This is a genomic window from Streptomyces sp. NPDC004752, from assembly GCF_053601275.1.
Window position 1 is genome coordinate 73,317 of the sequence record NZ_JBSGBN010000014.1, and the last position, 23,994, is coordinate 97,310.

The following is a 23,994-nucleotide window of genomic DNA, read 5'->3' on the forward strand; positions in this document are numbered from 1 at the left end:
CCTCCTGTACAGTTTCTTCTCGCAGCGCAACGCACAAATGGCGCCGCGAATCAAGGTCCTGTGGAGCAGTTTGGAGTGCTCGCCACCCTGTCAAGGTGGAGGCCGCGGGTTCAAATCCCGTCAGGACCGCAGTGTGCAAGGGCCCGCCCCGGCAAGGGGGCGGGCCCTTGTTGTGTTTCCGTGCGCGAGGGGATGGGCCGGGGTGGCTTGACGGCGTCACATTCCACAGGTACCCAAGGAGCAGGGCCCGTTCCCCTGTGCGGGCCTGTGGAGGTGGCATATGGCGGCAGTGGCCAGGCACGAGACGCGGGCGCTGCTCAGGGCGCATCTGTCGGCCGCTTCGTCCTACCGGCATGTGACCCGCCATTGCGCGGTCTGCCACCGGCTACTGCGCCTGGCGATGGATTCCGCCCCGCGGGCGGCCGAGGCCCCTGAGGACATGACCGAGGACGAAAGCCCCTTCCTCCCGTGACGCGCCGCCTCAACACCCTTGCCACAGTGGGTCGCTGGGCCCCGGGCCGGTTCCGAGGCAGGCCGATGGCGGCCGCCTCTAGCGCATACGGACCGGAGGGAACAAGCACTTGGACATGTGACGGGTGTCACCGCGCGAGTTTCTGAAACGGTGGCGTTTACGTCCGTCCTACAACTGGTCAATTTAATATGTGCAATTGCACCCCTCTCTGGGGCCATCCACAGCGGATCCGACACCTCTCCCCAGACTTCGACAAGCCCGCTCACAGACCCCTCGTCGCCCCGGCCGGCGGTGGACAAAAAAGATCGCGCTGGACCCGGCGGAGTCCAGCGCGATCTACGACGCACCCTGTGTCGCTGCCTAGAACGTTCTGATCGGCTTGGGCGTGGGCCCTGTTGGGGCAGGTCCCGCGTCGCTTGGAGCTAGGGTTCGGGCGCCTCGACGGGTTGGGGGAACCAGCCGTATTGCCCGGTATTGAGTTGTTCAGGCCTCGCTGCGCTGCTGCGGGATGCCCGCGAGCAGAGCGCGGACCTCGGCCTCGCGGTAGCGGCGGTGCCCGCCGAGCGTACGGATCGACGTGAGCTTTCCGGCTTTCGCCCACCGCGTGACCGTCTTCGGGTCAACGCGGAACATCGTGGCGACCTCAGCCGGGGTCAGCAGCGGCTCGGCATCAGGGGTGCGAGCGGTCATGAGCGGCCTCCTCGGGAGAACCGAACCATCTCGGTTCTTTCCTCTAAATTCTGCACCTTGACCCGCGTTGCCCGAAATGGCGGACGCGAGTCGAGTCGGTTATAGGACGAACGGCTTGTCCTCGGCACTACAACTACACCATCCGTCCAGCCACGTCGGCCAAACCGATGGAATTGCCCTCCCAGGTGTTCATCACCGACGGAAGCCGATGGACCGTGCCATAGCGGACAGTCACGCCACTGTGACGATCAGTCACAGTGGTATCCAGGAGCCACCAGACCCCCCTAAAGCGTGCAATGCTGAGCCCTTCCCGGACTCCTTGTCCTATTTTGGCATGAGGAGGGGCAAGAGATGCAAGGGCCGGGTAAAGTGCGCTCCATCACCCTTGACGCATAAGCCCGGATCGGGGCCAACGTCCCGTCACGTCGGGGAAGTCCTGTCGACCGTACGTCGCCCCCGCCGCCGCGGCCGTGACCTACGTCACTTCTGACGACATGTCAGTTTGCCGAGCGAAGGTCCCGGACCGTCCGCCAGCGCTCCACGAGCCGGCCGTACGCCTCCCCCGCGGCGGCTCCGTCGCCGCGGCGCAGCGCGTCGATGCCCTCGGCCACATCGGCCGCCGAGTGGTCCCCCGCCAGCTCGCCCGCCGGCACCGCGTGCACCAGACCGCCGTAGTCCAGCTCCACCAGCGAGCGCGGATGGAACTCCTCCAGCCAGCGCCCGACATCCAGCACGCCGTCGATCAGAGGGCCCTCCTCGACCGCGTCCTTGAGCGTGCGCAGCGCCCGTGCCACCCGGCGCCGGGCCTGCACCATCGGCGTGCGGTACCGCAGCAGCGGCGCCTTCTCGTCGGCCCCCTCGGCGTACTCCCGCTCCTCGTCGGAGACCAGCACGAACCAGCTCAGCGGGACCTGCCAGGTGGCCGTGCGGATCCAGGGGCAGGCGTCGGGGTTGCGGGCGAGCCAGCGCTCGTAGTCCTGGGCGGCCTGGCGGCGCACGACCGGGGGCAGCACCGCGTCCAGGACCGGCGGCGGCAGCTCCTCGGCCAGCTCGCCCAGGGCCTGCCAGCCGCGCAGCCGGGTGCGCCAGGGGCAGACGCAGACCACCCCGTCGACGTCCAGCACGAAGGCATCGGCACTCTCGTGCACCGGCACCGGCACCGGCGGGGTGGGCAGCAGATCGGCCAGGGAGCGGCGGAGCTCGTCCTGACAGGAGGGGCGGCCGGGGCGGCGGGCGTAGCGCGCCCAGTGGCCGCGCTCCGGCTCCGAGAAGGCGGCCAGCGGTTCGTACACACGCAGATACGTCGCGTAGGGGACGATCACCGAGGACACCTTGGGCACGCCTGCTCCCTCCCCATCGGCCCCGGCTCGAAACCCGCGCGGGACCCGCACCCGGACCCGTCCGAGCGGCGCCCGGACGTAGCGAAACCCCTGGAAATCCTGCCATGGCCACGGGCGGGCGGACGACGCGCCAAGGTGATCCTGAACACCGTGCGGTCGGCGGGCGACCCAGGCTCTACGCTCGTGCCACGGCATCCCGCCACCCTCCCCCACCACCAAAAGTGTGGGGGTGCCCGCAGGGGCCCGTCTCCACTCGCCGCTACTTACCCGGGAGTCACCACAGTGACCGACGTGACCAACGGCGTCCTGCACACCCTGTTCCACTCGGACCAGGGGGGACATGAGCAAGTCGTGCTCTGCCAGGACCGCGCCAGCGGCCTCAAGGCCGTCATCGCCATCCACTCCACCGCCCTGGGCCCCGCGCTCGGCGGGACCCGCTTCTACCCGTACGCGACCGAGGAGGAGGCCGTCGCCGACGCCCTCAACCTCGCGCGGGGGATGTCGTACAAGAACGCCATGGCCGGCCTCGGCCACGGCGGTGGGAAGGCCGTGATCATCGGCGACCCGGAGCGGGACAAGACCGAGCGACTGCTGCTCGCCTACGGCCGGTTCGTGGCCTCGCTCGGCGGGCGGTACGTCACCGCGTGCGATGTCGGCACCTACGTCGCCGACATGGACGTCGTGGCGCGCGAGTGCCGCTGGACCACCGGCCGTTCCCCCGAGAACGGCGGCGCGGGCGACTCCTCCGTCCTCACCGCCTTCGGCGTCTACCAGGGCATGCGCGCCTCGGCCCAGCACCTGTGGGGCGACCCGTCGCTGCGCGGGCGCCGGGTCGGCATCGCCGGCGTCGGCAAGGTCGGCCACCACCTGGTGCGCCATCTGCGGGACGAGGGCGCCGAGGTCGTGATCACGGACGTACGCGAGGAGGCCGTGCGCCGCATCCTCGACCAGCACCCCGAGGGCGTGACCGCGGTCGCCGACACCGACGCGCTGATCCGGGCCGAGGGGCTCGACATCTACGCCCCGTGCGCGCTCGGCGGCGCCCTCAGCGACGACAGCGTGCCCGTGCTCACCGCCGCGGTGGTGTGCGGCGCCGCCAACAACCAGCTCGCCCACCGGGGCGTGGAGAAGGACCTCGCCGACCGCGGGATCCTGTACGCGCCGGACTACGTGGTGAACGCCGGCGGGGTCATCCAGGTCGCCGACGAGCTGCACGGGTTCGACTTCGACCGGTGCAAGGCGAAGGCGGCGAAGATCTTCGACACCACGCTGGCCATATTCGCACGTGCGAAGGAAGACGGGATTCCGCCGGCTGCCGCGGCCGACCGGATCGCCGAGCAGCGGATGGCGGAGGCCCGCTGAGCGCTCCGCTGGGAATGCCGGGATATGCCGTCGGTTGTCTGCAGCGCCATCGTGGCTAGTCGCGCAGTTCCCCGCGCCCCTTCGGGACACGGTCGAAGCGTTACGGACTTGGCCGGACCGGTACCCGTCGGCGGGAAGTTGGAGAGAACTCTCACTTCAACCGGCGGGTCGTGCCCGGATAAGTGGTTAAAATCGCCACTGACCAGCGAGGACGGGGCGCCTCGAAGGTCCCGCGCACACGCGCGTCCTGTGGGCGACGTACCGTATGGGCGCGGGCTCAGGTACCGTGGAAGCCCTACGGACCGGCCTCTCTACGGAGAGTCCGTTCCGGATCATGAACGCGTGTCAGACTCTGGGGCCGTCGAGCCCCGTCGTTGAGGGGGTCGAGCCATGGGGCGCGGCCGGGCCAAGGCCAAGCAGACGAAGGTCGCCCGCCAGCTGAAGTACAACAGCGGTGGGACGGATCTCTCACGCCTGGCCGAGGAGCTGGGCGCATCGACGTCGAACCAGTCGCCGAACGGCGACCGCTTCGAGGACGATGAGCAGGACGAGGACCTGTATTCACGGTACGCCGACCTCTATGAGGACGACGACGAGGAGGACGAGGACGGCCAGTCCTCGCAACATCGTCGCGGCGCGTGACACTTGCAGCGGCTCAGTCGCTCCTTCCCGGTCCGGGGCCCTTAGCACCGGACCGGGTTTCCTGCTGTCCGCACGGGCGTCCGGTCCCGGGTCGCCGGGCCGGGGGGTCTACGCGTAGTCGCCCACCAGTTCCGCGCCCGTGGTGCGCTCGCCCCGGTCGGTGATCTCGCCCGCCACCCATGCCTCGACCCCGCGGTCGGCCAGCGTCGCCAGGGCCACGTCCGTCGACTCCTCCGGCACGACCGCGATCATGCCGACGCCCATGTTGAGGGTCTTCTCCAGCTCCAGCCGCTCGACGGCGCCGACCCTGCCGACCAGGTCGAAGACCGGGCCCGGGGTCCAGGTGGAGCGGTCGACGATCGCGTGCAGTCCGTCCGGGATCACGCGGGCGAGGTTGGCGGCGAGCCCGCCGCCGGTCACATGGCTGAAGGCGTGCACCTCGGCGGTGCGGGTCAGGGCCAGGCAGTCCAGGGAGTAGATCTTGGTCGGCTCCAGCAGCTCCTCGCCGAGGGTGCGGCCGAACTCCTCGATCCGCGCGTCCAGGGTCAGCCCGGCCCGGTTCAGCAGCACATGACGGACCAGGGAGTACCCGTTCGAGTGAAGACCGGAGGACGCCATGGCGATCACGGTGTCACCCGTACGGATAAGATCCGCGCCGAGCAGCCGGTCGGCCTCCACAACGCCCGTGCCGGCGCCGGCGACGTCGAAGTCGTCCTCGCCCAGCAGGCCCGGGTGTTCGGCCGTCTCGCCGCCCACGAGGGCGCAGCCGGCCAGCACACAGCCCTCCGCGATGCCCTTCACGATGGCCGCCACCCGCTCGGGGTGCACCTTGCCGACGCAGATGTAGTCGGTCATGAACAGCGGCTCCGCGCCGCACACCACGATGTCGTCCATGACCATCGCGACCAGGTCATGGCCGATGGTGTCGTAGACGCCGAGTTGGCGGGCGATGTCGACCTTCGTGCCGACGCCGTCGGTGGCGGAGGCCAGCAGCGGGCGCTCGTAGCGCTTCAGCGCGGAGGCGTCGAAGAGGCCGGCGAAGCCGCCGAGGCCGCCGAGGACCTCGGGACGCCGGGTCTTCCTCACCCACTCCTTCATCAGCTCGACGGCGCGGTCGCCCGCTTCGATGTCGACGCCCGCGGCTGCGTAGCTGGCACCAGTGGTCTCAGGCATGACTGTGACTTTCGTGTCGTACGGCAGGTGTTACGGGCGACGGATCGCGTCGACTGCGGCCGGGGCGGCCGGGCCGGCCGCCAGCTCGGTCTCCAGGAGCTGTTTGCCGAGCAGCTCGGGGTCCGGGAGTTCCATCGGGTACTCGCCGTCGAAGCAGGCGCGGCACAGGTTCGGCTTGGCGAGGGTGGTCGCCTCGATCATGCCGTCGATGGAGATGTAGGCCAGGGAGTCGGCGCCCAGCGAGGTGCCGATCTCGTCGATGGTCATGCCGTTGGCGATCAGCTCCGCACGGGTGGCGAAGTCGATGCCGAAGAAGCAGGGCCACTTGACGGGGGGCGAGGAGATCCGGATGTGGACCTCGGCCGCACCCGCCTCGCGGAGCATGCGGACCAGGGCACGCTGGGTGTTGCCGCGCACGATGGAGTCGTCGACGACGACCAGGCGCCGGCCCTTGATGACTTCCTTCAGCGGGTTCAGCTTCAGGCGGATGCCGAGCTGACGGATGGTCTGCGAGGGCTGGATGAAGGTCCGGCCGACGTAGGCGTTCTTGACGAGGCCGGCGCCGAACGGGATCCCGCTGGCCTCCGCGTAGCCGATGGCGGCCGGAGTGCCGGACTCCGGGGTCGCTATCACCAGGTCGGCCTCGACGGGGGCCTCCTTGGCGAGGCGGCGGCCCATCTCGACGCGGGAGAGGTACACGTTCCGGCCGGCGATGTCGGTGTCCGGGCGGGCCAGATACACGTACTCGAAGACACAGCCCTTGGGCTTCGCTTCCGCGAATCGCGAGGTACGCAGACCGTTCTCGTCGACAGCCACGAACTCGCCGGGCTCTATCTCACGGACGAAGCTGGCGCCGGTGATGTCGAGGGCGGCGGTCTCCGAGGCGATGACCCAGCCGCGCTCCAGGCGGCCCAGCACCAGCGGGCGGATGCCCTGCGGGTCGCGGGCGGCGTACAGGGTGTGGTCGTCCATGAAGACGAGGGAGAAGGCGCCCTTGACCTTGGGGAGGACCGTGTGCGCGGCCTCCTCGATGGTCAGCGGCTTGCCGTCGTCGTCGACCTGGGCGGCGAGGAGGGCCGTGAGCAGGTCGGTGTCGTTGGTGGCCGCGACCCGGGCAGAGCGGCCGTTGGTGTCCTTCGGCAGGTCGGCGACCATCTCGGCGAGCTGTGCCGTGTTGACCAGGTTGCCGTTGTGGCCGAGCGCGATGGAGCCGTGCGCCGTGGCACGGAACGTCGGCTGGGCGTTCTCCCACACGGAGGCCCCGGTGGTCGAGTAGCGGGCGTGTCCGACCGCGATGTGACCCTGGAGCGAGCCGAGCGAGGTCTCGTCGAAGACCTGGGAAACCAGGCCCATGTCCTTGAAGACGAGGATCTGGGAGCCGTTGCTGACCGCGATTCCCGCGGATTCCTGACCCCGGTGCTGGAGGGCGTAGAGCCCGAAGTACGTGAGTTTTGCGACCTCTTCACCCGGAGCCCAGACTCCGAAGACGCCACACGCGTCCTGGGGGCCTTTCTCACCGGGGAGCAGATCGTGATTGAGTCGACCGTCACCACGTGGCACGGCACCGAGTGTAGGCGAGATCGACCACTGGTCCGAATTGGCTAATGCCCCGAAGATACGTGTTCGTGATCCGTCACCGTTCCGCGACCGCTGTCATGCTCTCGCCGTTTTCGCTGGTCAGCGTGACGGTGCGGTGTTCCAGACGGTAGCCGACCGGGCCGCCGAAGAGGCGCAGCAGAGTCTTTTCCGTATGCATGAGTGAGGCGTCGCACATCATTCGGGTGGTGGCGGGAGTGCCCAGAGTGATATGTGCGTCGCGGACCGTGGCCTTCGACGCGGTGAGGAGGCCGTCGGTTCACGTCACGACATCAGCGGCAGCAGCCCGCCGAGGTCCGCCCGCTCGCCGCTCGCGCTGACCTTGGCCTCCGCCACGGCGTCCGCCCAGGCCAGCCGCCCCGTGGCGAGCCGGATCCAGGTCAGCGGGTCGGTCTCGACGACGTTGGGAGGAGTGCCGCGGGTGTGCCGGGGTCCCTCGACGCACTGCACGACGGCGTACGGCGGAATACGCACCTCGGTGGAGCCGCCGGGCGCCTTCACCGCGAGGGCGTCGGCGAGGAGGCGGGTCGCCGCGGCGAGGGCCTGCCGGTCGTGGGGCACCTGAAGGCCGGCCACGGCGGCGTTCAGGTCGTCGGTGTGGACGACGAGTTCGACGGTCCGGGTGACAAGGTAGTCGGCGAGCGGCAGAGCGCCGGCGTTGGTCTCCAGGATCCGGCTGCCGGGATGCGCGTCGAGCTGGGCGACGAGGTCACGCTCGACGGACGTGAGGTAGGCGTCGAGGTCGGGGTGGCGCTCGACAAGACCGCGGGTGAACTCAGCAATGGCCGCGGAGTTTGCGGCCGTCGCGAACGGCCAGTCCAGGAGCACGGCGTCCGGCCGGGCCGGCTCCGGCCGGTCCAGGGAGCGGCCGACCGCCGTGACCGCCATCCCGATGTGCGCGACGAGTTCGCGTACGGTCCAGTCGCCGAGCCTTGTGGGAAGCGCGAGTTGCTCGGGGGTGAGGGTGCGGACGGCCTCCCGTACGGCGCCCAACTGGGCGAGGACCGCCGTGCGGGTCCGCGCGGGATCGTAGGTCCGGGTGCGCTTCTTGGCCGGTGGCATGAAAGTGAGCTTATGCCTGCACGGCGTACCCGCTCAGGTCCGGCCAAGTCGGCAGACCCCCGCCCGTACGCCGAGGGCCATCACCCATCAGTGTGATCGGCGGCGCAAACCGCCCCGCGCCCCCGGGCCCGGACAACACTGGCTTTCGCCTTGAAGGGGGTGCAGCACGACGGTTATGACCGAGCACACGTCTCAGATGTCGGTGGAGGAGTTCGAAACGATCGCGTCCGCCGCTCCCGAGACCGTCACGTTGGAGTTCATCAACGGACGGATCGGAGTCAAGAAGGTGGCCGACGGAGACCACAACACCATCGTGGCCTGGCTGGCCCGACGCTGTATGCAGACCAGGCCCGACCTGGACCTGTATCAGGGCCGGGGGCTCCGGGTGGAGACGTTCCGGGAGGGCAGGGCACAACCGGATGTGGTGCTCGCGCCCGAAGCCCACTTCGCGGGACACGGCGAGTGGGCCGACCCGGACGGGGCGCTCATGGTCGTCGAGGTCACCTCGTACGACTCGGACACCGACCGACGGGACCGGTACGAGAAGCCCGCCGCATACGGCCAGTCCGGAATCCCCTTGTATCTCTTGATCGACCGGGACTCCTGCACGGTCACGGTGCACAGCTCACCGGACCGGAAGGTCGGTGGCTACCGCGACGTCCACACCGCGAAGTTCGGTGAGAGGGTGTTCGTCCCCGACCCGATCGGCATCGAACTCGACACGGAGATCCTCAAAAGCTACGTCCGATAGAAGCTACGTCCGATGAGTCGAGGAGCCCCCACCCGGAAACGCGACCCCGGGCGGGGGCTTCGTCGTCGTACGGGCCGTACGCCCTGAACCGGCTACGCCAAGAGCGCCGGGATCGTCGCCTCGTGGGCCTCGCTCAGTTGGGCCAGGGGCAGTTCGAACTCGCCCTGGAGCTCGACCGCGTCACCGTCCACCACACCGATGCGGGCGGCCGGCAGGCCCCGCGCGCCGCACATGTCGTTGAAGCGGACCTCCTCCGAGCGGGGCACCGCGACGAGCGCGCGGCCGGCCGACTCGGAGAAGAGGAAGGTGAAGGCGTCCAGGCCGTCCGGCACGACCAGGCGCGCACCCTTCCCGCCGAGCAGGGCCGACTCGACCACTGCCTGGATGAGACCACCGTCCGACAGATCGTGCGCGGAGTCGATCATGCCGTCGCGGGAGGCGGAGATCAGGATCTCGGCCAGCAGGCGCTCACGCTCCAGGTCCACGGTCGGCGGCAGACCGCCCAGATGGTCGTGGACCACCTGGGACCAGGCCGAACCGCCGAACTCCTCACGTGTGTCGCCGAGGAGATAGAGCAGCTGGCCCTCCTCCTGGAAGGCGACGGGGGTGCGACGGGCCACATCGTCGATGACGCCCAGCACGGCCACCACGGGCGTGGGGTGGATCGCCGCCTCGCCGGTCTGGTTGTACAGGGAGACGTTGCCGCCGGTCACGGGCGTACCCAGCTGCAGGCAGGCGTCCGCGAGGCCGCGTACCGCCTCCGCGAACTGCCACATCACGGCGGGGTCCTCGGGCGAGCCGAAGTTCAGGCAGTCGGAGACCGCGAGGGGCCGCGCACCGGTCGTCGCCACGTTGCGGTACGCCTCCGCGAGCGCCAGCTGCGCGCCCGTGTACGGGTCCAGCTTGGCGTAGCGGCCGTTGCCGTCCGTGGCGATGGCGACGCCGAGCCCGCTCTCCTCGTCGATGCGGATCATGCCGGAGTCCTCCGGCTGGGCCAGCACCGTGTTGCCCTGGACGAAGTGGTCGTACTGCGAGGTGATCCACTTCTTGGACGCCTGGTTCGGGGAGGCCACCAGCGCGAGGACCTGGTCCCGCAGTTCCTCGGCGGTCGTCGGCCGGGGCAGCTTGTTCGCGTCGTCCGCCTGGAGGTCGTCCTGCCAGGACGGGCGGGCGTACGGGCGCTCGTACACCGGGCCCTCGTGCGCGACCGTGCGCGGGTCGACGTCGACGATCTTGCCGCCGTGCCAGTAGATCTCAAGGCGGTCGCCGTCGGTCACTTCCCCGATCACCGTGGCGATGACGTCCCACTTGGCGCAGATCTCCAGGAAGCGGCCGACCTTCTCCGGCTCCACGACCGCGCACATGCGTTCCTGCGACTCGCTCATGAGGATTTCCTCGGGCGAGAGGGTCGAGTCGCGCAGCGGTACGTCGTCCAGGGTCACCCGCATGCCGCCGGAGCCGTTCGACGCCAGCTCGGAGGTGGCGCAGGACAGCCCGGCCGCCCCCAGGTCCTGGATGCCGACGACCAGTTTCTCCTGGAACGCCTCCAGGGTGCACTCGATGAGGAGCTTCTCCTGGAAGGGGTCGCCGACCTGGACGGCCGGGCGCTTGGACGGCTTCGCATCGTCGAAGGTCTCGGAGGCCAGGATGGAGGCGCCGCCGATGCCGTCGCCACCGGTCCTGGCGCCGTACAGGACCACCTTGTTGCCGGCGCCGGACGCCTTCGCCAGGTGGATGTCCTCGTGCCGCATCACGCCGATGGCGCCCGCGTTGACCAGCGGGTTGCCCTGGTAGCAGGCGTCGAAGACGACCTCGCCGCCGATGTTGGGCAGGCCCAGGCAGTTGCCGTAGCCGCCGATACCGGCGACGACACCGGGCAGCACCCGCCGGGTGTCCGGGTGGTCGGCCGCGCCGAAGCGCAGCGGGTCGACCACGGCCACCGGGCGGGCACCCATCGCGATGATGTCGCGGACGATGCCGCCGACGCCGGTGGCCGCGCCCTGGTAGGGCTCGACGTACGAGGGGTGGTTGTGCGACTCGACCTTGAAGGTCACGGCGTAGCCCTGGCCGACGTCCACGACGCCGGCGTTCTCGCCGATGCCGACGAGCAGCGCGTCGGACTCGGGGGCCTTCTCGCCGAACTGGCGCAGATGGACCTTGGAGGACTTGTACGAGCAGTGCTCGGACCACATGACGGAGTACATGGCCAGCTCGGCGCCGGTCGGGCGGCGGCCCAGGATCTCGACGATCCGCTCGTACTCGTCCTTCTTCAGGCCGAGTTCGGCCCAGGGCAGCTCGACGTCGGGGGTCGCGGTCGCGTGCTCGACCGTGTCCAGAGGCGTCCGGCTCATGCGCCCACCAGCTTCTTGAGGATCGAGGTGAAGAAAGGAAGGCCGTCGGTACGGCCGGTACCGATCAGCGGTTCCACGGCGTGCTCGGGGTGCGGCATGAGGCCGACGACGTTGCCCGCCTCGTTGGTGATGCCGGCGATGTCCCGCAGGGAGCCGTTCGGGTTGCCGTACCCTTCAGCGGCCTCGCCGTGGACCAGGTACCGGAAGACGACCCGGCCCTCGGCCTCCAGCCGGTCGAGCGTGTACGCGTCGGCGACGTACCGGCCGTCCATGTTCTTCAGCGGGATGCGGATCTCCTGGCCGGACCGGTAGTCACCGGTCCAGGCGGTCTCCGCGTTCTCCACGCGCAGCCGCTGGTCGCGGCAGACGAAGTGGAGGTGGTCGTTGCCGAGCATCGCACCCGGGAGGAGGTGGGCCTCGGTGAGAATCTGGAAGCCGTTGCAGATGCCGAGGACCGGCAGTCCGGCCCGCGCCTGCTCGATGACGGCCTCCATCACCGGGGAGAACCGGGAGATGGCACCGGCCCGCAGGTAGTCGCCGTAGGAGAAGCCGCCGGGCAGCACCACGGCGTCGACCTGCTTGAGGTCCTTGTCCTTGTGCCAGAGGGCGACCGGTTCGGCGCCCGCGAGGCGGATCGCGCGCCGGGTGTCCTGGTCGTCGAGGCTCCCCGGGAAAGTGACGACGCCGATACGAGCGGTCACTTGGCGGCCTCCGCGACTTCCGCCGCCTCTTCGACCTTGACGGTGAAGTCCTCGATCACGGTGTTGGCGAGGAAGGATTCCGCAAGATCGTGGATGCGGGCGAGCGCGGCCTCGTCAACCGGCCCGTCAACTTCCAGTTCGAATCGCTTTCCCTGACGTACATCCGAGATACCTTCGAAACCCAGGCGCGGCAGTGCACGCTGGACCGCCTGGCCCTGGGGGTCGAGGATCTCCGGCTTGAGCATGACGTCGACTACGACGCGTGCCACTGGCACTCCCGGTGTGTGGTGCTGAGCAGGTTCCTTCAGCGTACCCGTACGAAATTTCTACGCGAGTAGTGTTGTAGGAACCTACGTGATCGCCATCACGATCCGACATCGAAGGGGTACGGTTGTGGAAATTTCCGGGAAAGATCCCCGGTCGACCCCTCATAGCTATTGCCCTCGGACACGCTGAGGGATTTAGTCGGGCTTCACATTTCATTGCCAGGCACTGTACAAATGAATTGGCAATAGCTGATACTCGGCACGTCATCGCAGATGAGCTGTATGAGGTGCCGCACGAAGGGACCGATATTCGTGGCGCAGAAGGTCGTGGTCACTCTCTTTGACGACATCGACGGCTCGGAAGCGGCGGAAACGATCGCCTTCGGACTCGACGGCAAGTCGTACGAGATCGACCTGAACCAAACCAATGCCAAGAAACTGCGTAGGGCCCTGGAGCCGTACGTGGCGGCCGGCCGCAAGCGGTCGAGGTCGGGCAAGGCGTACCGGCAGACGGAGGTCGCCCCCGATCCGGCGGCCGTCCGCGCCTGGGCCCAGGCGAACAAGATGGACGTGCCCGCACGAGGCCGCATCCCCAAGAAGGTCTACGAGGCGTTCAGCGCTGCCCAGTGAGCGCCGCCGCCGACAGGTCATCCGCCCCTCGCCGCAACCGACTTGCGCTGCACCCCTCCTGATCAGCTAGAGTCTGGAGCACGCCGAGGGGCGAGGCCGAAAGGCCAAGACCCACGGAATGTCTGCGGGTGTAGTTCAGTAGCAGAACATCCCCCTTCCAGGGGGAAGGCGCAGTGTGCAATTCCTGTCACCCGCTCTGCATCGCCGTCCGGACCCTCATGGGGGTTCCCCTGCCGGAGCTTGTCGAAGGCTCGGTGGAGGATCGGTTAGGCTGATGCCCGCACCGGTCGGTGGGAGCCGATCGGGAGCAATGCGGACGTAGCTCAGTTGGTAGAGCGCAACCTTGCCAAGGTTGAGGTCGCGAGTTCGAGCCTCGTCGTCCGCTCGGGAATGAGACCCCGGTCCACTGGACCGGGGTCTTTTCCATGCCTCGCGCCCCCGCCCGCCTCTGACATTTGTCATGCCGGGCGATGACATCGCGCACTGCTGCCCGGCCCGGGCCGCCGGGACGCTGGTGTCATGGACAACAACGAGCACGAACACGTGATTGAGGTCACCGACCTCCGGCGTGTCTACGGGGGCGGGTTCGAGGCCGTGCGCGGGATCAGTTTCTCCGTGGCCCGCGGAGAGGTCTTCGCGCTGCTGGGCACCAACGGGGCCGGCAAGACGTCGACGGTCGAGTTGCTGGAGGGGCTCGCGGCACCGGCCGGCGGCCGGGTGCGCGTCCTCGGCCACGATCCCCACCTGGAGCGGGCCGCCGTACGCCCGCGCACCGGCGTCATGCTCCAGGAGGGCGGCTTCCCGGCCGAGCTGACCGTCGCCGAGACCGCGCGGATGTGGGCGGACTGCTCCAGCCGGGCGGGCCGGGGGACCGCCGAGGCGCTGGAGATGGTCGGCCTGGACCGGAAGGCCGGGGTGCGGGTGAAACAGCTGTCCGGGGGTGAGCGGCGCCGCCTGGACCTGGCCCTCGCCGCCCTCGGCGAACCCGAGGTGCTGTTCCTGGACGAGCCCACGACCGGCCTGGACGTCGAAGGCCGCCGGGACACCTGGGACTTGGTACGGGCGCTGCGCGACGCCGGGACGACCGTGCTGCTGACCACGCACTACCTGGAGGAGGCGGAGAACCTCGCCGACCGGCTCGCGATCCTGCACGAGGGGCGCATCGCCGCCGCCGGGACCCCGGCCGAGGTGACCGCGCAGCGGCCCTCCCGGATCTCGTTCGAACTGCCCACGGGCTACTTCCTCGGTGATCTGCCGCCCCTCGCCCAACTGGGGGTGTGCGAGCACGAGATGGACGGCCGGACGGTCCGGCTGCGGACCCGGGAGCTGCAACGGGCGGCCACCGGACTGCTGGTGTGGGCCGAGGGGAAGGGGGTCCCGCTGCACCGCCTCGACGTGCGGTCGGCCTCGCTGGAAGAGGCCTTCCTGGGGATCGCCCGGGAGCGGGAGGCGACGGCGGCATGAGCACCCGGACCCACACGAGTACATCGGCTCAGTCCGGCACCGCGGACCAGCCCGGCACCGCGGACCGGCGGGGCGACCGGGACCGGCACACCGGCCGGACCGCGCTCGCGCCCGTGGCCCGGCGGCTGCGCGCCCTCGCCCGGGCCGAGTTCACCCTCCTCGGCCGCAACCGCACCACGATCGTGACGGCGCTCCTCGTGCCGCTCGCGCTGCCCTTCACCGTGCGGCCCGCGCTCGACCGGGTGGATCTGCCGGCCGAGGGACTGAGCGTCGGCGCCGTGATGCTGACCGCGACGATCGGGTTCTCCTTCCTGTTCGCCGTATACAGCTCCCTGGTGGGCGCGTTCGTCGCCCGCCGCGAGGAACTGGTGCTCAAGCGCCTGCGCACCGGGGAACTCGGCGACGGCGAGATCCTCGCCGGCACGGCCCTGCCCGCCATGGGCCTCGGCCTCGCCCAGGCCCTGGTGCTCTCCGTGGGCTGCGCCGTCCTCCTCGACGCGGGGGCACCCGAAGCGGTGTACCTCACCGTCCTCGGCGTCCTGCTGGGCCTCGTGCTGTGCGCCGCGCTCGCGGCCCTCACCACCGCCTTCACCAAGACCGCGGAGAGCGCTCAGGTCACCGCGCTGCCGTTGATCTTCATCTCCATGATCGGATCGGGCATCGCGATCCCCACGGAGGTCATGCCCGACCGGCTCGCCGCCGTCTGCGAACTCCTCCCGCTCTCCCCGGCCATCCGACTGGTGCGGGGCGGCTGGACCGGTGGGCTGAGCGCGTTCGAGGCCCTGGGCGCCCTGGCCACCGCGCTGGCCTGGACCGTTGTGGCGGTGTTTGCTGTACGGCGGTGGTTCCGCTGGGAACCGCGGCGCTGACCACAGGCCGGCCACAGGCAGACGACGGGCCGACCACAGGCCGACGGGCCGACGGGCCGACGACAGGGGGGACGAGGAGATGGGCGACGGGAAGGGCTGGTGGCGGCGGAAGAGCACACCGGCCAAGGTGGAGACCTACACACGCTGGTCGTTCCACTCCTTCTCCGTGATGGAGCTCGCGGCGGTCGGACTGTCGACGTTCGCGCAGGGGGACGCGGCCCTCGCGGGCTGGCTCACGGCGATGGTGCTGGCGCACGCGGTGTTCGGCGCCGTGACCGCCTCCCGCGCGCTGGACTGGACCCGCGGCCTGCGCCCACGGCCGGTGCGGCTGCTGTGGGCGCACGGCGCGGTCACCTTCGGGATCGCGATGGCCGCGCTCGGGTTCCAGGAGTACCGGCCGGACGGCGGCGAGGCTGCCACCGGGGCGGTCTTCGGCACTGTGCTGAGCTTCGGCGTCGGGATGATGGCGCTCGGGGTGCGCGGCCGGCGGCGGGTGCTCGCGCTCGTGGCCGGCTTCGCGGTCGCCGCCGGGCTGGTCGCCGTCCCGCTGGGCGTGCCCGCTCCCGCCGCGCTCATCGCCGTCCCGACGGTCTTCGTCGGCGGCGGGTTCCTCGCCTTCGCCTGCGTCTTCTCCGTCTGGCTGGTCGACGCCGTCTACGAACTCGACGCGGCCCGCGAGACCCGCGCCCGGCTCGCCGTCGCCGAGGAGCGGCTGCGGTTCGGGCGGGACCTGCACGACGTGCTGGGGCGCAATCTCTCGGTGATCGCGCTCAAGAGCGAGCTGGCGGTGCAGCTCGCGCGACGCGGGCGGCCGGAGGCCGTGGAGCAGATGATCGAGGCGCAGCGCATCGCGCAGGAGTTGCAGCGGGAGGTGCGGGACGTCGTTCGCGGCTATCGGGGCGCCGACCTCGCCGTCGAACTCTCCGGCGCACAGGGCGTGTTGACGGCCGCCGGGATCGACTGCGAGATGACGGGCGAGGCCACGGGGTTGCCCGCCGAGGTCCAGTCGGCGCTGGGCTGGGTGGTGCGCGAGGCGACCACCAACGTGCTGCGGCACGGAAATGCCGGACGGTGCCGGGTGGGGCTCGGGGTGCGCGACGGACGGGTGGTGCTGACCGTGGAGAACGACGGAAGGTCCGGGGCCTCGGACGGGGGCGGCGGTTCCGGGCTCGCGGGGCTGCGGGAGCGGCTGGCCGCGGTGGACGGGACGCTGGAGGCGGGCGCCGTCGGACAGGACAGGTTCCGGTTGGTGGCCGAGGTGCCCTTGACGAGTGAGAGCGGAGTGACGCGATGAGCTCCCCGGTACGGCTGTTGCTCGCCGACGACGAACACCTCATCCGGGGGGCGCTGGCCGCGCTGCTCTCCCTGGAGGACGACCTCCTCGTCGTGGCGGAGGCGGCGAGCGGGCCCGAGGCGCTGGCGATGGCCCGCGCCCACCGGCCGGACGTGGCCGTCCTGGATCTGCAGATGCCGGGCGCCGACGGTGTGAGGGTCGCCACATCGGTGCGGGCCGAACTGCCCGGCTGCCAGGTGCTGATCGTCACCGGGCACGGCCGCCCCGGACATCTGAAGCGGGCCCTGGCAGCGGGCGTGCGCGGCTTCGTCCCGAAGACGGTCAGCGCCCAGCGGCTCGCGGAGATCATCCGTACCGTGCACGCCGGAAACCGCTACGTCGACCCGGAGTTGGCCGCCGACGCGATCTCCGCCGGGGACTCGCCGCTGACCGCGCGGGAGGCCGAGGTGCTGGAGCTGGCCGCGGACGGGGCGCCGGTCACGGAGATCGCCGAGCGGGCCGCGCTGTCGCCGGGGACCGTGCGGAACTATCTCTCGTCGGCGGTGACGAAGCTCGGTGCGGACAACCGTCATGCGGCGGTCCGTCTCGCCCGGGAGCGAGGTTGGGTATAGTTGCTCCCACGCCACGGCGCAATGCGGACGTAGCTCAGTTGGTAGAGCGCAACCTTGCCAAGGTTGAGGTCGCGAGTTCGAGCCTCGTCGTCCGCTCGGAAATGAGCCCCCGGTCCACCGGACCGGGGGCTTTTTCATGCCGTCAGCGCCGACTCGTGCCGGTCAGCTCCAGCTCGTGCCGGTCAGTCGCTCGTACGCCTCCACGTACTTCGCCCGGGTCGCCGCCACGACCTGCTGCGGCAGCGGTGGCGGAGGCTGCTCGCTCTTCCGGTCCCAGCCGGACTCGGCGGAGGTCAGCCAGTCGCGCACGAACTGCTTGTCGTACGACGGCTGCGCCCGGCCCGGCCGCCACTGGTCGACCGGCCAGAAGCGGGAGGAGTCCGGGGTGAGGACCTCGTCGGCGAGCACCAGGGTGTCCGCGTCGAAGCCGAACTCGAACTTGGTGTCGGCCAGGATGATCCCCCGGTCGCGCGCGATGTCCCGGGCCCGGCCGTAGACGGCGAGGGTGGCCTGGCGCAGCTGGGCGGCGGTCTCCGCGCCGGCCTGGCGGGCGACCTCCTCATAGGAGACGTTCTCGTCGTGCTCGCCGACCTCGGCCTTGGTGGCCGGGGTGAAGATCGGGGCGGGCAGTTCGGAGCCGTCGACGAGGCCCTCGGGGAGGGCGAGGCCGCAGACCGTGCGGGACTCGACGTACTCGACCAGACCGGAGCCGGTGAGGTAGCCGCGGGCCACGCACTCGACGGGGACCATCCGCAGGGACTTGCAGACCAGGGTGCGGCCCGCCCAGTCGGCGGGGGCGCCCGCGGGCAGCTCCGTGCTCAGCACGTGGTTCGGTACCAGGTCGGCGAGCTGGTCGAACCACCACAGGGAGAGCTGGGTGAGCACCCGGCCCTTGTCGGGGATCTCGGTCGGCAGCACCCAGTCGTAGGCGGATATGCGGTCGCTGGCGACCATCACGAGGTCGCCCGCCTCGTTCTGGTACAGCTCGCGCACCTTTCCGGTGTGCAGATGCACCAGACCCGGAACCTGGAGCGGTTCGGGCTTCTCGACGAATCCGGACACGGTTCCTCCCCGTGGTTCTGTCCAATGGGTTGATTCTCCCGTATCGGACAGAGGCCACCGACAGGGGGTCGGTCGCGGTCGCGGAGGGGGTCCAGTCACGGTCGCGGATGGGCTCCGGTCGCGCTTGCGACTGGGGGGGTCGGCTGCGCTTGCGGATGAGGGTCGGTCGCGGTTGCGGATGGGGGGCGGGTGCGCTTGCGGAGGGGGGTCAGTCGCGTTTGCAGATACGGTCCAGCAGATTCGCCGTGGCGCGCTGGATACGGCCGTCCACATGGCCGGGGCGGTCCAGGGCCGGGGACCAGGCGAACGTACCGGACGCGAAGACGAGCGCTCCGGAGGGCGCCCGGTACAGGGAGGTCTCCTGGTGGCGCAGGGCGCCGTCGTTGTCGGTGTAGGGGGAGTGGGCGAGCAGGATGCGCTCCTCGTGGTCGGGCAGCGGGGTGCGCGGGAAGTAACGGTCGGCCTCGCCCGCCACCAGGCCGGCCAGTTCGTCGCCCTCGTGCGCGTCGGTGGCCTCCCACAGCCAGTGGCCCCCGTTGCGCACGACCAGGGGGCGGGGTTCGGGGACCCGGCCCGCGTACTGGATGCCGACGAGTTGCTGCTCGGGGCGGTCGATCTCCCGCCACAGCACGGGCCGGCCCGGCCCCCTGCGCTTGCGGCAGGTGAGCAGGCGGTCGGGGACGCCGGACGGGGCGGGGCCCAGGTCCACCTGCCAGTACATGGTGTTGGCGGACAGGAAGACCAGCGAAGTGCCGTTCTCCCTGGCCAGCTCCGCGGTGCGGCGCATACCGGCCGACCAGTACTCGTCGTGGCCGGGGAAGACCAGGCCCCGGTAGCGGGTGGGGTCGACGCGGCCGGCGTGCAGGTCGCGGGCGTCGGCGTAGGCGAGGTCGTAGCCGTAGCGCTCGGCCCAGCGGATGACGTCGTAGGCGTGGCCGACGTGCAGGGGCAGGCCCGCGCCCGCGTACGGGCGGTCGAAGGAGATCGTGGTCGCCGCGTCGGCCTCGCCCAGCAGACGGCCCTCGTCGTCCCAGGCGTGGTAGAGGCTGGCGCCGGTGTGGCCGTCCTCCGGGTAGAGGTTGTATGCCTGCCAGGTGATGTCGGGCAGCAGCAGGAGCAGGTCGGCGGGCCGGTTGTCGCGGATCGTGAACGGCACATGGGAGCGGTAGCCGTCCATGGTGGTGAGGACGGCCACATAGGCCCCGTTGCTCCAGTACGACGGGACCTGGAGCCGCCAGGACAGCCACCAGTGATGGCAGGAGACCGTGCGGTCGGCGGTCAGCGGCGGGGGCTGGACGATGCCGGAGAGGCGGGGGCTGGTGGTGATCTTGGCTGCGCCGTCACCGCCGTAGTGACCGATCCGGTAGATGTCGACGCTGAACTCCTGCGGCGGGTCGACGGTGATGTGGAAGTCGACGGCCTCGCCCGGTGCCACCGCGCCGGTCGAGGCGAAGCCCTTGATCTGCCGGTGCACGTCGTCGGCCGAGCGCGGACCGCCGGACGAACGCGGCGCCGGGACCCGCGCGCTGCCGCCGCCTGCGGCGGACTGCTGCGGGATCGGGTCCAGGTACCAGGGGACGACCTGGCCCGTGTCGTCGAAGTAGGTCTCGCTGCCGCGCAGCCAGGGCACGGGTCCCTGCCCGAAGGGATCGCTGACGGCGTGTGCGAGTGCGCCCGACTCCCAGCGGCGGATGTGCTCGGATCCCATGGCTGCTCCCCTCCCTCGTGCCCCCGTGATGCGCCGTCCGCGTTGCCGTATGCACCTGTTGGTGCCGTACGCGCGAACGGTCCCAGCACATCACATTCCGCACGCGCGCAGTCACTATTTGTTGTGAATTGACAGAAAGTGGAACACTGCACTCCGTTACACGCGCCGTTACGCCGAATGTTCCCTCGCCTCGTCCGGGCACCGGCGGGGGGCGACGGGAAGCCGGGCAAGGTGCGACGGGAAGCCGGGGCGGGGCGACGGAAAGCCGGGGCGGGGTGCGTCAGACCAGCCGGACCGGCTTTTCCGGCCGTATCCCCGACGCGACCAGCCAGGCGCGCAGCGGGGCCGGGTCGCCGTCCTCGGTCAGGCTGAGGACTCTGGACCCCAGGTCGGCGGCCCGCTCGCCGTTGACGATCAGGGACGGGCCGTCCAGCCAGTCCAGGCCGGGGGTGGCACCGGCGGTGTCCATCGCGGCGCAGCAGACCATCGCCGTGACATGGTCGGCGAGGAGTTCGCGGGCGGTGCGCGGCGGCTGGAGCGGGAAGAGCGGCAGGGCGCCGTCGTCCCAGAGAGTGGTGTCGGGGCCCTGGCCGGGGGCGGCCCGGCCGGTGGGCGCCGCGGCGGTGGCCGACGCCTCCTCGCGGGCCAGCTCGGCGCTGAGCCGGGCCGCGAGCGCGGCACCGTGCGGGGGCTCGGTGTCGGCGTCCGTCTCCTCGTACCCCTCCGCTTCCGGCCAGGGAGCGCGCAGGGCGTCCCGGGCGCCGCCCGCTTCCCCGTCGCCGGGACCCGGGTGGACGGCGGAACCTGGGTGGTCGGCGGGACCGGTGAGATCTGTGGGGTCTATGCGGTCTGTGAGGTCTGTGAGGTCTGTCGGGAGGGGGCGGTCGGCGACGTGATCCGTGACGTCGGTCGGGACGGGGTGGTCGGCGAGGTCGAGGCGGTCGATATCGGCGGGGGCCGGTGGCGGTGACAGGTGGTCGAGGACGCGGGCCAGGGTGGGGCCCTCGGGGTGCCGGGCGGTGGTGTCCGGGGCCGGGCGGACGCCCAGGGAGTCCAGGACGCGGTGGAGGCGGGCCGCGTCCGTGCGCCACTTGCGGTCGACGACCTCCTCCGGATACTCCTGCCAGGCCACCGGGGACCAGTCGGGCCCCGGCTCCGCCGGGCCGCCGTGGAAGAGGCGGGCGGCGAGCAGCGAGGCGGCCTCGTCCACTGTGCCGGGCTCCTCCAGCAGGTCGCAGGCGGGGCGCTCGCCGAGCCGAGAGGCGAAGCCCTCGGCCAGCCGGTCGCGACGGGACAGTTCGGTGAGCGCCGCGACGACGCCCGCGTCCAGCCGGGACGGCCAGCGGCCCATCCGCCAGGCGGGGAGCGCGACGCGGGTCAGCAACCGGTCCCAGCCCGCGTACGCCAGGCCCACCTGCTCCTGGGCGACGATCCGCAGCCCGTAGTCCACGGCCTGGGCCCGCTCGGCGGCGGCCGCCGCCACGCCCCGCTCCATCTCGGCGGCGTGCGTCCGGCAGCCGCGCAGCAGCAGGCGGGCCACCCAGCCGACGCCCGCGAGCACGGTGCGCGCGATCGGGCCGCGGCCGGGTGCCGAGGTCACGGCCACCGCCGCGTCCAGCCCCCGGACGAAACGGCGGGCCGCCGCTATGTCGGGGTGCGCCGAGGGCCCCGTGCCGGCGACGACCGGGGCGAGGACCGCGCGCAGCTCGCCGACGCGCATCCACCACAGGAAGGGGGAGCCGATGACGAGGACGGGCGCGGCGGGCGTACGCCGGTGGGGGCGCCGCCCCGGGCCCGCCAGTTCGTCACGGCGGCGCGACGCGGGCGGGCCGTGCGCGGGATGGGTGCGATCCTCCAGCCAGCTGTCGCAGTCCGGGGTGAGCGCTATGGCGGACGGGACCGGCACGTCCAGGCGATCGGCGAGGTCGCGCACCATCCCGTACAGATCCGGGGCGGACTGCTCGGCGATCGGGATCGTCGGGCTGACGGCGGGGCGGGCGCGGGCCACGACCAGGGCGACGCCCGCCGCGGCCAGCAGCACCAGCAGGGCGACCGCGGCCACGATCTCCCGGGCGGTGTCCCAGCCGACGCCCACGAGATGGCCGGTGGTGCCGCCGGCCACCAGGATCACGGCCGCCGCGGCGGGCAGCAGCGCCACTGCCAGCGCCCGGCCACGCACCCGCAGCACGGCGAGGGCCCGGGAGCGCGCTGACTGCGCGCCCGCCTCCACACCCATACCGCTCACGACCGGACGTCACCCCCTTACTGTCCTGGCGCTTTCCCGGCGTTGCCCACTCCCCCACTGTGGCATCCGTCACTGACATCGCAATGCCGGTGGGCCAAGTGCCGGAACACTTGCGCCGCACCCTAGTTGGGGGCCCGGCCCCCGTCAGCCGGATGGAACATCGCTCACTCGATGGAATGGCTTTGGTCAGAGGTGGATGACGGACAGCAAGGATCAGGCCCCGGATGTGTGTCCGGGGCCCGAGCTGCGCCGACCGGCGGTCAGGCGCCCGCCGCCCCGGCTGCGATGTCCGTGCGGTGCTGGGATCCGTCGAGACCGATGCGCGCGACGGCCGCGTACGCGCGGTCGCGGGCCTCGGCCAGGTCCTCGCCGGTGGCCGTCACGGACAGGACCCGGCCGCCGGCGCTGACGATCGCGTCGCCGTCGCGCCTGGTCCCGGCGTGCAGGACGTACGCGTGCGGGGCGTCCTCGGCGGCCACCTGGTCGAGGCCGGTGATCGGGTCGCCGGTGCGCGGGCTGCCGGGGTAGTTGTGCGAGGCGACGACCACGGTGACCGCCGCCTCCTCGCTCCAGCGCAGCGGCTCCAGATCGGCGAGGGTGCCCCGCGCGGCGGCGAGCAGGACGCCGGCCAACGGGGTCCTCAGCCGGGCCAGCACCACCTGGGTCTCGGGGTCGCCGAAGCGGGCGTTGAACTCGATGACCCGGACGCCGCGCGAGGTGATCGCGAGGCCGGCGTAGAGCAGGCCGGAGAAGGGGATGCCGCGGCGGCGCAGCTCGTCGACGGTCGGCCGCAGCACCGTCTCCAGGACCTCGTCCACCAGCTTCGGGTCGGCCCAGGGCAGCGGCGAGTACGCGCCCATGCCGCCGGTGTTGGGGCCCTCGTCCCCGTCCAGGGCGCGCTTGAAGTCCTGCGCGGGCTGGAGCGGGACGACGGTCTCACCGTCGGTGATGGCGAACAGGGACACCTCGGGGCCGTCGAGGAACTCCTCCACGACCACGCGCTCGCAGGCGGCGGCGTGCGCCTTCGCGGCGTCGAGGTCGTGCGTGACGACGACGCCCTTGCCGGCGGCGAGACCGTCGTCCTTGACGACGTACGGCGCGCCGAAGGCGTCGAGCGCCGTGGCGACCTCGTCGGCGTCGGCGCAGACGTAGGAACGGGCCGTGGGCACCCCGGCCGCCGCCATCACGTCCTTGGCGAATGCCTTGGACCCTTCGATCCTCGCGGCCTCCCCGGACGGGCCGAACACGGGGATGCCCGCCGCGCGCACGGCGTCGGCGACCCCGGCGACCAGCGGGGCCTCCGGGCCGACGACCACGAGGTCGGCGCCGAGTCCGGTGGCCAGGGCGGAGACGGCCGCGCCGTCCAGGGCGTCTACCGGGTGCAGCTCGGCGACCTCGGCGATGCCGGCGTTGCCGGGGGCGCAGTGCAGCGCGGTGACGGCGGGATCGAGGGACAGGGAACGGCACAGGGCGTGTTCGCGGGCGCCGCTGCCGATGACGAGGACCTTCACGGGGTCAGCCTAACCGGCACGAGGGGCGCCGCTTTGTGCGGGCTTCCGAGAGGTGGGGGACGGCGCGGTCGTGTGAATCTCCGAAGCGGGCCGGGGAGGGGCGGGTGAGGAGTGCTGCCGCGGTGGCCAAGCTCCCGGCAGCCGGTGCGCACGGTGTCCTGCTCGCTCGTGAACTCCCCGTTCGTAGCTACCTC

General features: G+C 71.1%; 21 protein-coding genes, 4 tRNA genes and 1 pseudogene. 13 read left to right on the top strand and 13 right to left on the bottom strand.

Annotated elements, in window-relative coordinates; all coding sequences use genetic code 11:
* Positions 1-54 precede the first annotated feature (54 nt).
* Positions 55-129 (top strand) — tRNA-Asp (locus ACWEKM_RS08610).
* A gap of 151 nt (positions 130-280) precedes the next feature.
* Complete coding sequence (locus tag ACWEKM_RS08615) at positions 281-472, top strand: DUF6274 family protein (RefSeq protein ID WP_451620419.1); 192 nt, start codon at positions 281-283, stop codon at positions 470-472.
* A 483-nt stretch (positions 473-955) separates the two neighbouring features.
* Here the strand turns inward: ACWEKM_RS08615 and bldC are convergent, their stop codons facing one another.
* Together bldC and ACWEKM_RS08625 are read right to left on the bottom strand one after the other, a co-directional pair.
* The gene (bldC, locus tag ACWEKM_RS08620) at positions 956-1,162 is read right to left on the bottom strand and encodes a developmental transcriptional regulator BldC (protein WP_003949541.1); all 207 of its coding nucleotides are present in this window, start codon (positions 1,160-1,162) and stop codon (positions 956-958) included.
* Positions 1,163-1,659: 497 nt separating this feature from the next.
* Complete coding sequence (locus ACWEKM_RS08625) at positions 1,660-2,502, bottom strand: hypothetical protein (protein WP_451620420.1); 843 nt, start codon at positions 2,500-2,502, stop codon at positions 1,660-1,662.
* A 282-nt stretch (positions 2,503-2,784) separates the two neighbouring features.
* Between ACWEKM_RS08625 and ACWEKM_RS08630 the strand changes: the two genes are divergently transcribed.
* A complete protein-coding gene (locus tag ACWEKM_RS08630) occupies positions 2,785-3,864 on the top strand; it encodes a Leu/Phe/Val dehydrogenase (RefSeq protein WP_451620421.1) in 1,080 nt (359 codons plus the stop codon).
* A 390-nt stretch (positions 3,865-4,254) separates the two neighbouring features.
* On the top strand, positions 4,255-4,506 hold the full coding sequence (locus tag ACWEKM_RS08635) for a DUF3073 domain-containing protein (protein WP_451620422.1): 252 nt from the start codon (positions 4,255-4,257) through the stop codon (positions 4,504-4,506).
* Positions 4,507-4,614: 108 nt separating this feature from the next.
* Here ACWEKM_RS08635 and purM read toward each other — a convergent pair whose 3' ends face one another.
* The 4 genes and pseudogenes from purM to ACWEKM_RS08655 all read right to left on the bottom strand — a co-directional run bounded on the left by purM (position 4,615) and on the right by ACWEKM_RS08655 (position 8,337).
* Positions 4,615-5,679 (bottom strand): phosphoribosylformylglycinamidine cyclo-ligase, encoded by a 1,065-nt coding sequence (gene purM, locus ACWEKM_RS08640; protein WP_451620423.1) that lies wholly within the window; start codon positions 5,677-5,679, stop codon positions 4,615-4,617.
* Between the two features lie 30 nt (positions 5,680-5,709).
* On the bottom strand, positions 5,710-7,239 hold the full coding sequence (gene purF / locus ACWEKM_RS08645) for an amidophosphoribosyltransferase (protein ID WP_451620424.1): 1,530 nt from the start codon (positions 7,237-7,239) through the stop codon (positions 5,710-5,712).
* 73 nt (positions 7,240-7,312) lie between these two features.
* A pseudogene (locus tag ACWEKM_RS08650) lies at positions 7,313-7,501 on the bottom strand (META domain-containing protein); the annotation flags it as partial.
* 38 nt (positions 7,502-7,539) lie between these two features.
* Positions 7,540-8,337: a sterol carrier family protein gene (locus ACWEKM_RS08655; RefSeq protein ID WP_451620425.1), complete on the bottom strand. Its 798-nt coding sequence runs from the start codon at positions 8,335-8,337 to the stop codon at positions 7,540-7,542.
* A gap of 175 nt (positions 8,338-8,512) precedes the next feature.
* Between ACWEKM_RS08655 and ACWEKM_RS08660 the strand changes: the two genes are divergently transcribed.
* Complete coding sequence (locus tag ACWEKM_RS08660; protein WP_451620426.1) at positions 8,513-9,088, top strand: Uma2 family endonuclease; 576 nt, start codon at positions 8,513-8,515, stop codon at positions 9,086-9,088.
* A gap of 92 nt (positions 9,089-9,180) precedes the next feature.
* On the opposite strand, the gene purL is transcribed toward ACWEKM_RS08660, so the two are convergent.
* The 3 genes from purL to purS are packed head-to-tail and all read right to left on the bottom strand — an operon-like array spanning position 9,181 to position 12,409.
* Entirely contained in the window at positions 9,181-11,439 is a 2,259-nt protein-coding gene (gene purL / locus ACWEKM_RS08665) for a phosphoribosylformylglycinamidine synthase subunit PurL (protein ID WP_451620427.1), read from the bottom strand.
* A complete protein-coding gene (gene purQ, locus ACWEKM_RS08670; RefSeq protein WP_451620428.1) occupies positions 11,436-12,140 on the bottom strand; it encodes a phosphoribosylformylglycinamidine synthase subunit PurQ in 705 nt (234 codons plus the stop codon). Before purQ ends, purL begins: the two co-directional genes overlap by 4 nt.
* Positions 12,137-12,409 carry a phosphoribosylformylglycinamidine synthase subunit PurS gene (gene purS / locus ACWEKM_RS08675; protein ID WP_067056252.1) on the bottom strand — a complete coding sequence of 91 codons (273 nt, stop codon included), beginning with the start codon at positions 12,407-12,409 and terminating at the stop codon, positions 12,137-12,139. Before purS ends, purQ begins: the two co-directional genes overlap by 4 nt.
* Before the next feature lie 309 nt (positions 12,410-12,718).
* Between purS and ACWEKM_RS08680 the strand changes: the two genes are divergently transcribed.
* The 8 genes from ACWEKM_RS08680 (at position 12,719) to ACWEKM_RS08715 (ending at position 17,370) form a co-directional block, all read left to right on the top strand.
* Positions 12,719-13,036 carry a histone-like nucleoid-structuring protein Lsr2 gene (locus tag ACWEKM_RS08680; protein WP_451620429.1) on the top strand — a complete coding sequence of 106 codons (318 nt, stop codon included), beginning with the start codon at positions 12,719-12,721 and terminating at the stop codon, positions 13,034-13,036.
* A 124-nt stretch (positions 13,037-13,160) separates the two neighbouring features.
* Positions 13,161-13,232, top strand: a tRNA-Gly gene (locus ACWEKM_RS08685).
* A gap of 116 nt (positions 13,233-13,348) precedes the next feature.
* Positions 13,349-13,421 (top strand) — tRNA-Gly (locus ACWEKM_RS08690).
* A gap of 134 nt (positions 13,422-13,555) precedes the next feature.
* A complete protein-coding gene (locus ACWEKM_RS08695) occupies positions 13,556-14,500 on the top strand; it encodes an ABC transporter ATP-binding protein (protein WP_451620430.1) in 945 nt (314 codons plus the stop codon).
* A complete protein-coding gene (locus ACWEKM_RS08700) occupies positions 14,497-15,369 on the top strand; it encodes an ABC transporter permease (protein WP_451620431.1) in 873 nt (290 codons plus the stop codon). Before ACWEKM_RS08695 ends, ACWEKM_RS08700 begins: the two co-directional genes overlap by 4 nt.
* Before the next feature lie 79 nt (positions 15,370-15,448).
* The gene (locus ACWEKM_RS08705) at positions 15,449-16,663 is read left to right on the top strand and encodes a sensor histidine kinase (protein WP_451620432.1); all 1,215 of its coding nucleotides are present in this window, start codon (positions 15,449-15,451) and stop codon (positions 16,661-16,663) included.
* A complete protein-coding gene (locus tag ACWEKM_RS08710; protein WP_451620433.1) occupies positions 16,660-17,274 on the top strand; it encodes a response regulator in 615 nt (204 codons plus the stop codon). Before ACWEKM_RS08705 ends, ACWEKM_RS08710 begins: the two co-directional genes overlap by 4 nt.
* A gap of 23 nt (positions 17,275-17,297) precedes the next feature.
* Positions 17,298-17,370 (top strand) — tRNA-Gly (locus ACWEKM_RS08715).
* 66 nt (positions 17,371-17,436) lie between these two features.
* Here the strand turns inward: ACWEKM_RS08715 and ACWEKM_RS08720 are convergent.
* The 4 genes from ACWEKM_RS08720 to purD form a co-directional block, all read right to left on the bottom strand.
* Positions 17,437-18,336 (bottom strand): phosphoribosylaminoimidazolesuccinocarboxamide synthase, encoded by a 900-nt coding sequence (locus ACWEKM_RS08720; RefSeq protein WP_451620434.1) that lies wholly within the window; start codon positions 18,334-18,336, stop codon positions 17,437-17,439.
* A 208-nt stretch (positions 18,337-18,544) separates the two neighbouring features.
* On the bottom strand, positions 18,545-20,044 hold the full coding sequence (locus tag ACWEKM_RS08725; protein WP_451620435.1) for a N,N-dimethylformamidase beta subunit family domain-containing protein: 1,500 nt from the start codon (positions 20,042-20,044) through the stop codon (positions 18,545-18,547).
* A 280-nt stretch (positions 20,045-20,324) separates the two neighbouring features.
* On the bottom strand, positions 20,325-22,280 hold the full coding sequence (locus ACWEKM_RS08730) for a hypothetical protein (protein ID WP_451620457.1): 1,956 nt from the start codon (positions 22,278-22,280) through the stop codon (positions 20,325-20,327).
* 269 nt (positions 22,281-22,549) lie between these two features.
* On the bottom strand, positions 22,550-23,800 hold the full coding sequence (gene purD / locus ACWEKM_RS08735) for a phosphoribosylamine--glycine ligase (RefSeq protein WP_451620436.1): 1,251 nt from the start codon (positions 23,798-23,800) through the stop codon (positions 22,550-22,552).
* Positions 23,801-23,994: the final 194 nt, after the last annotated feature.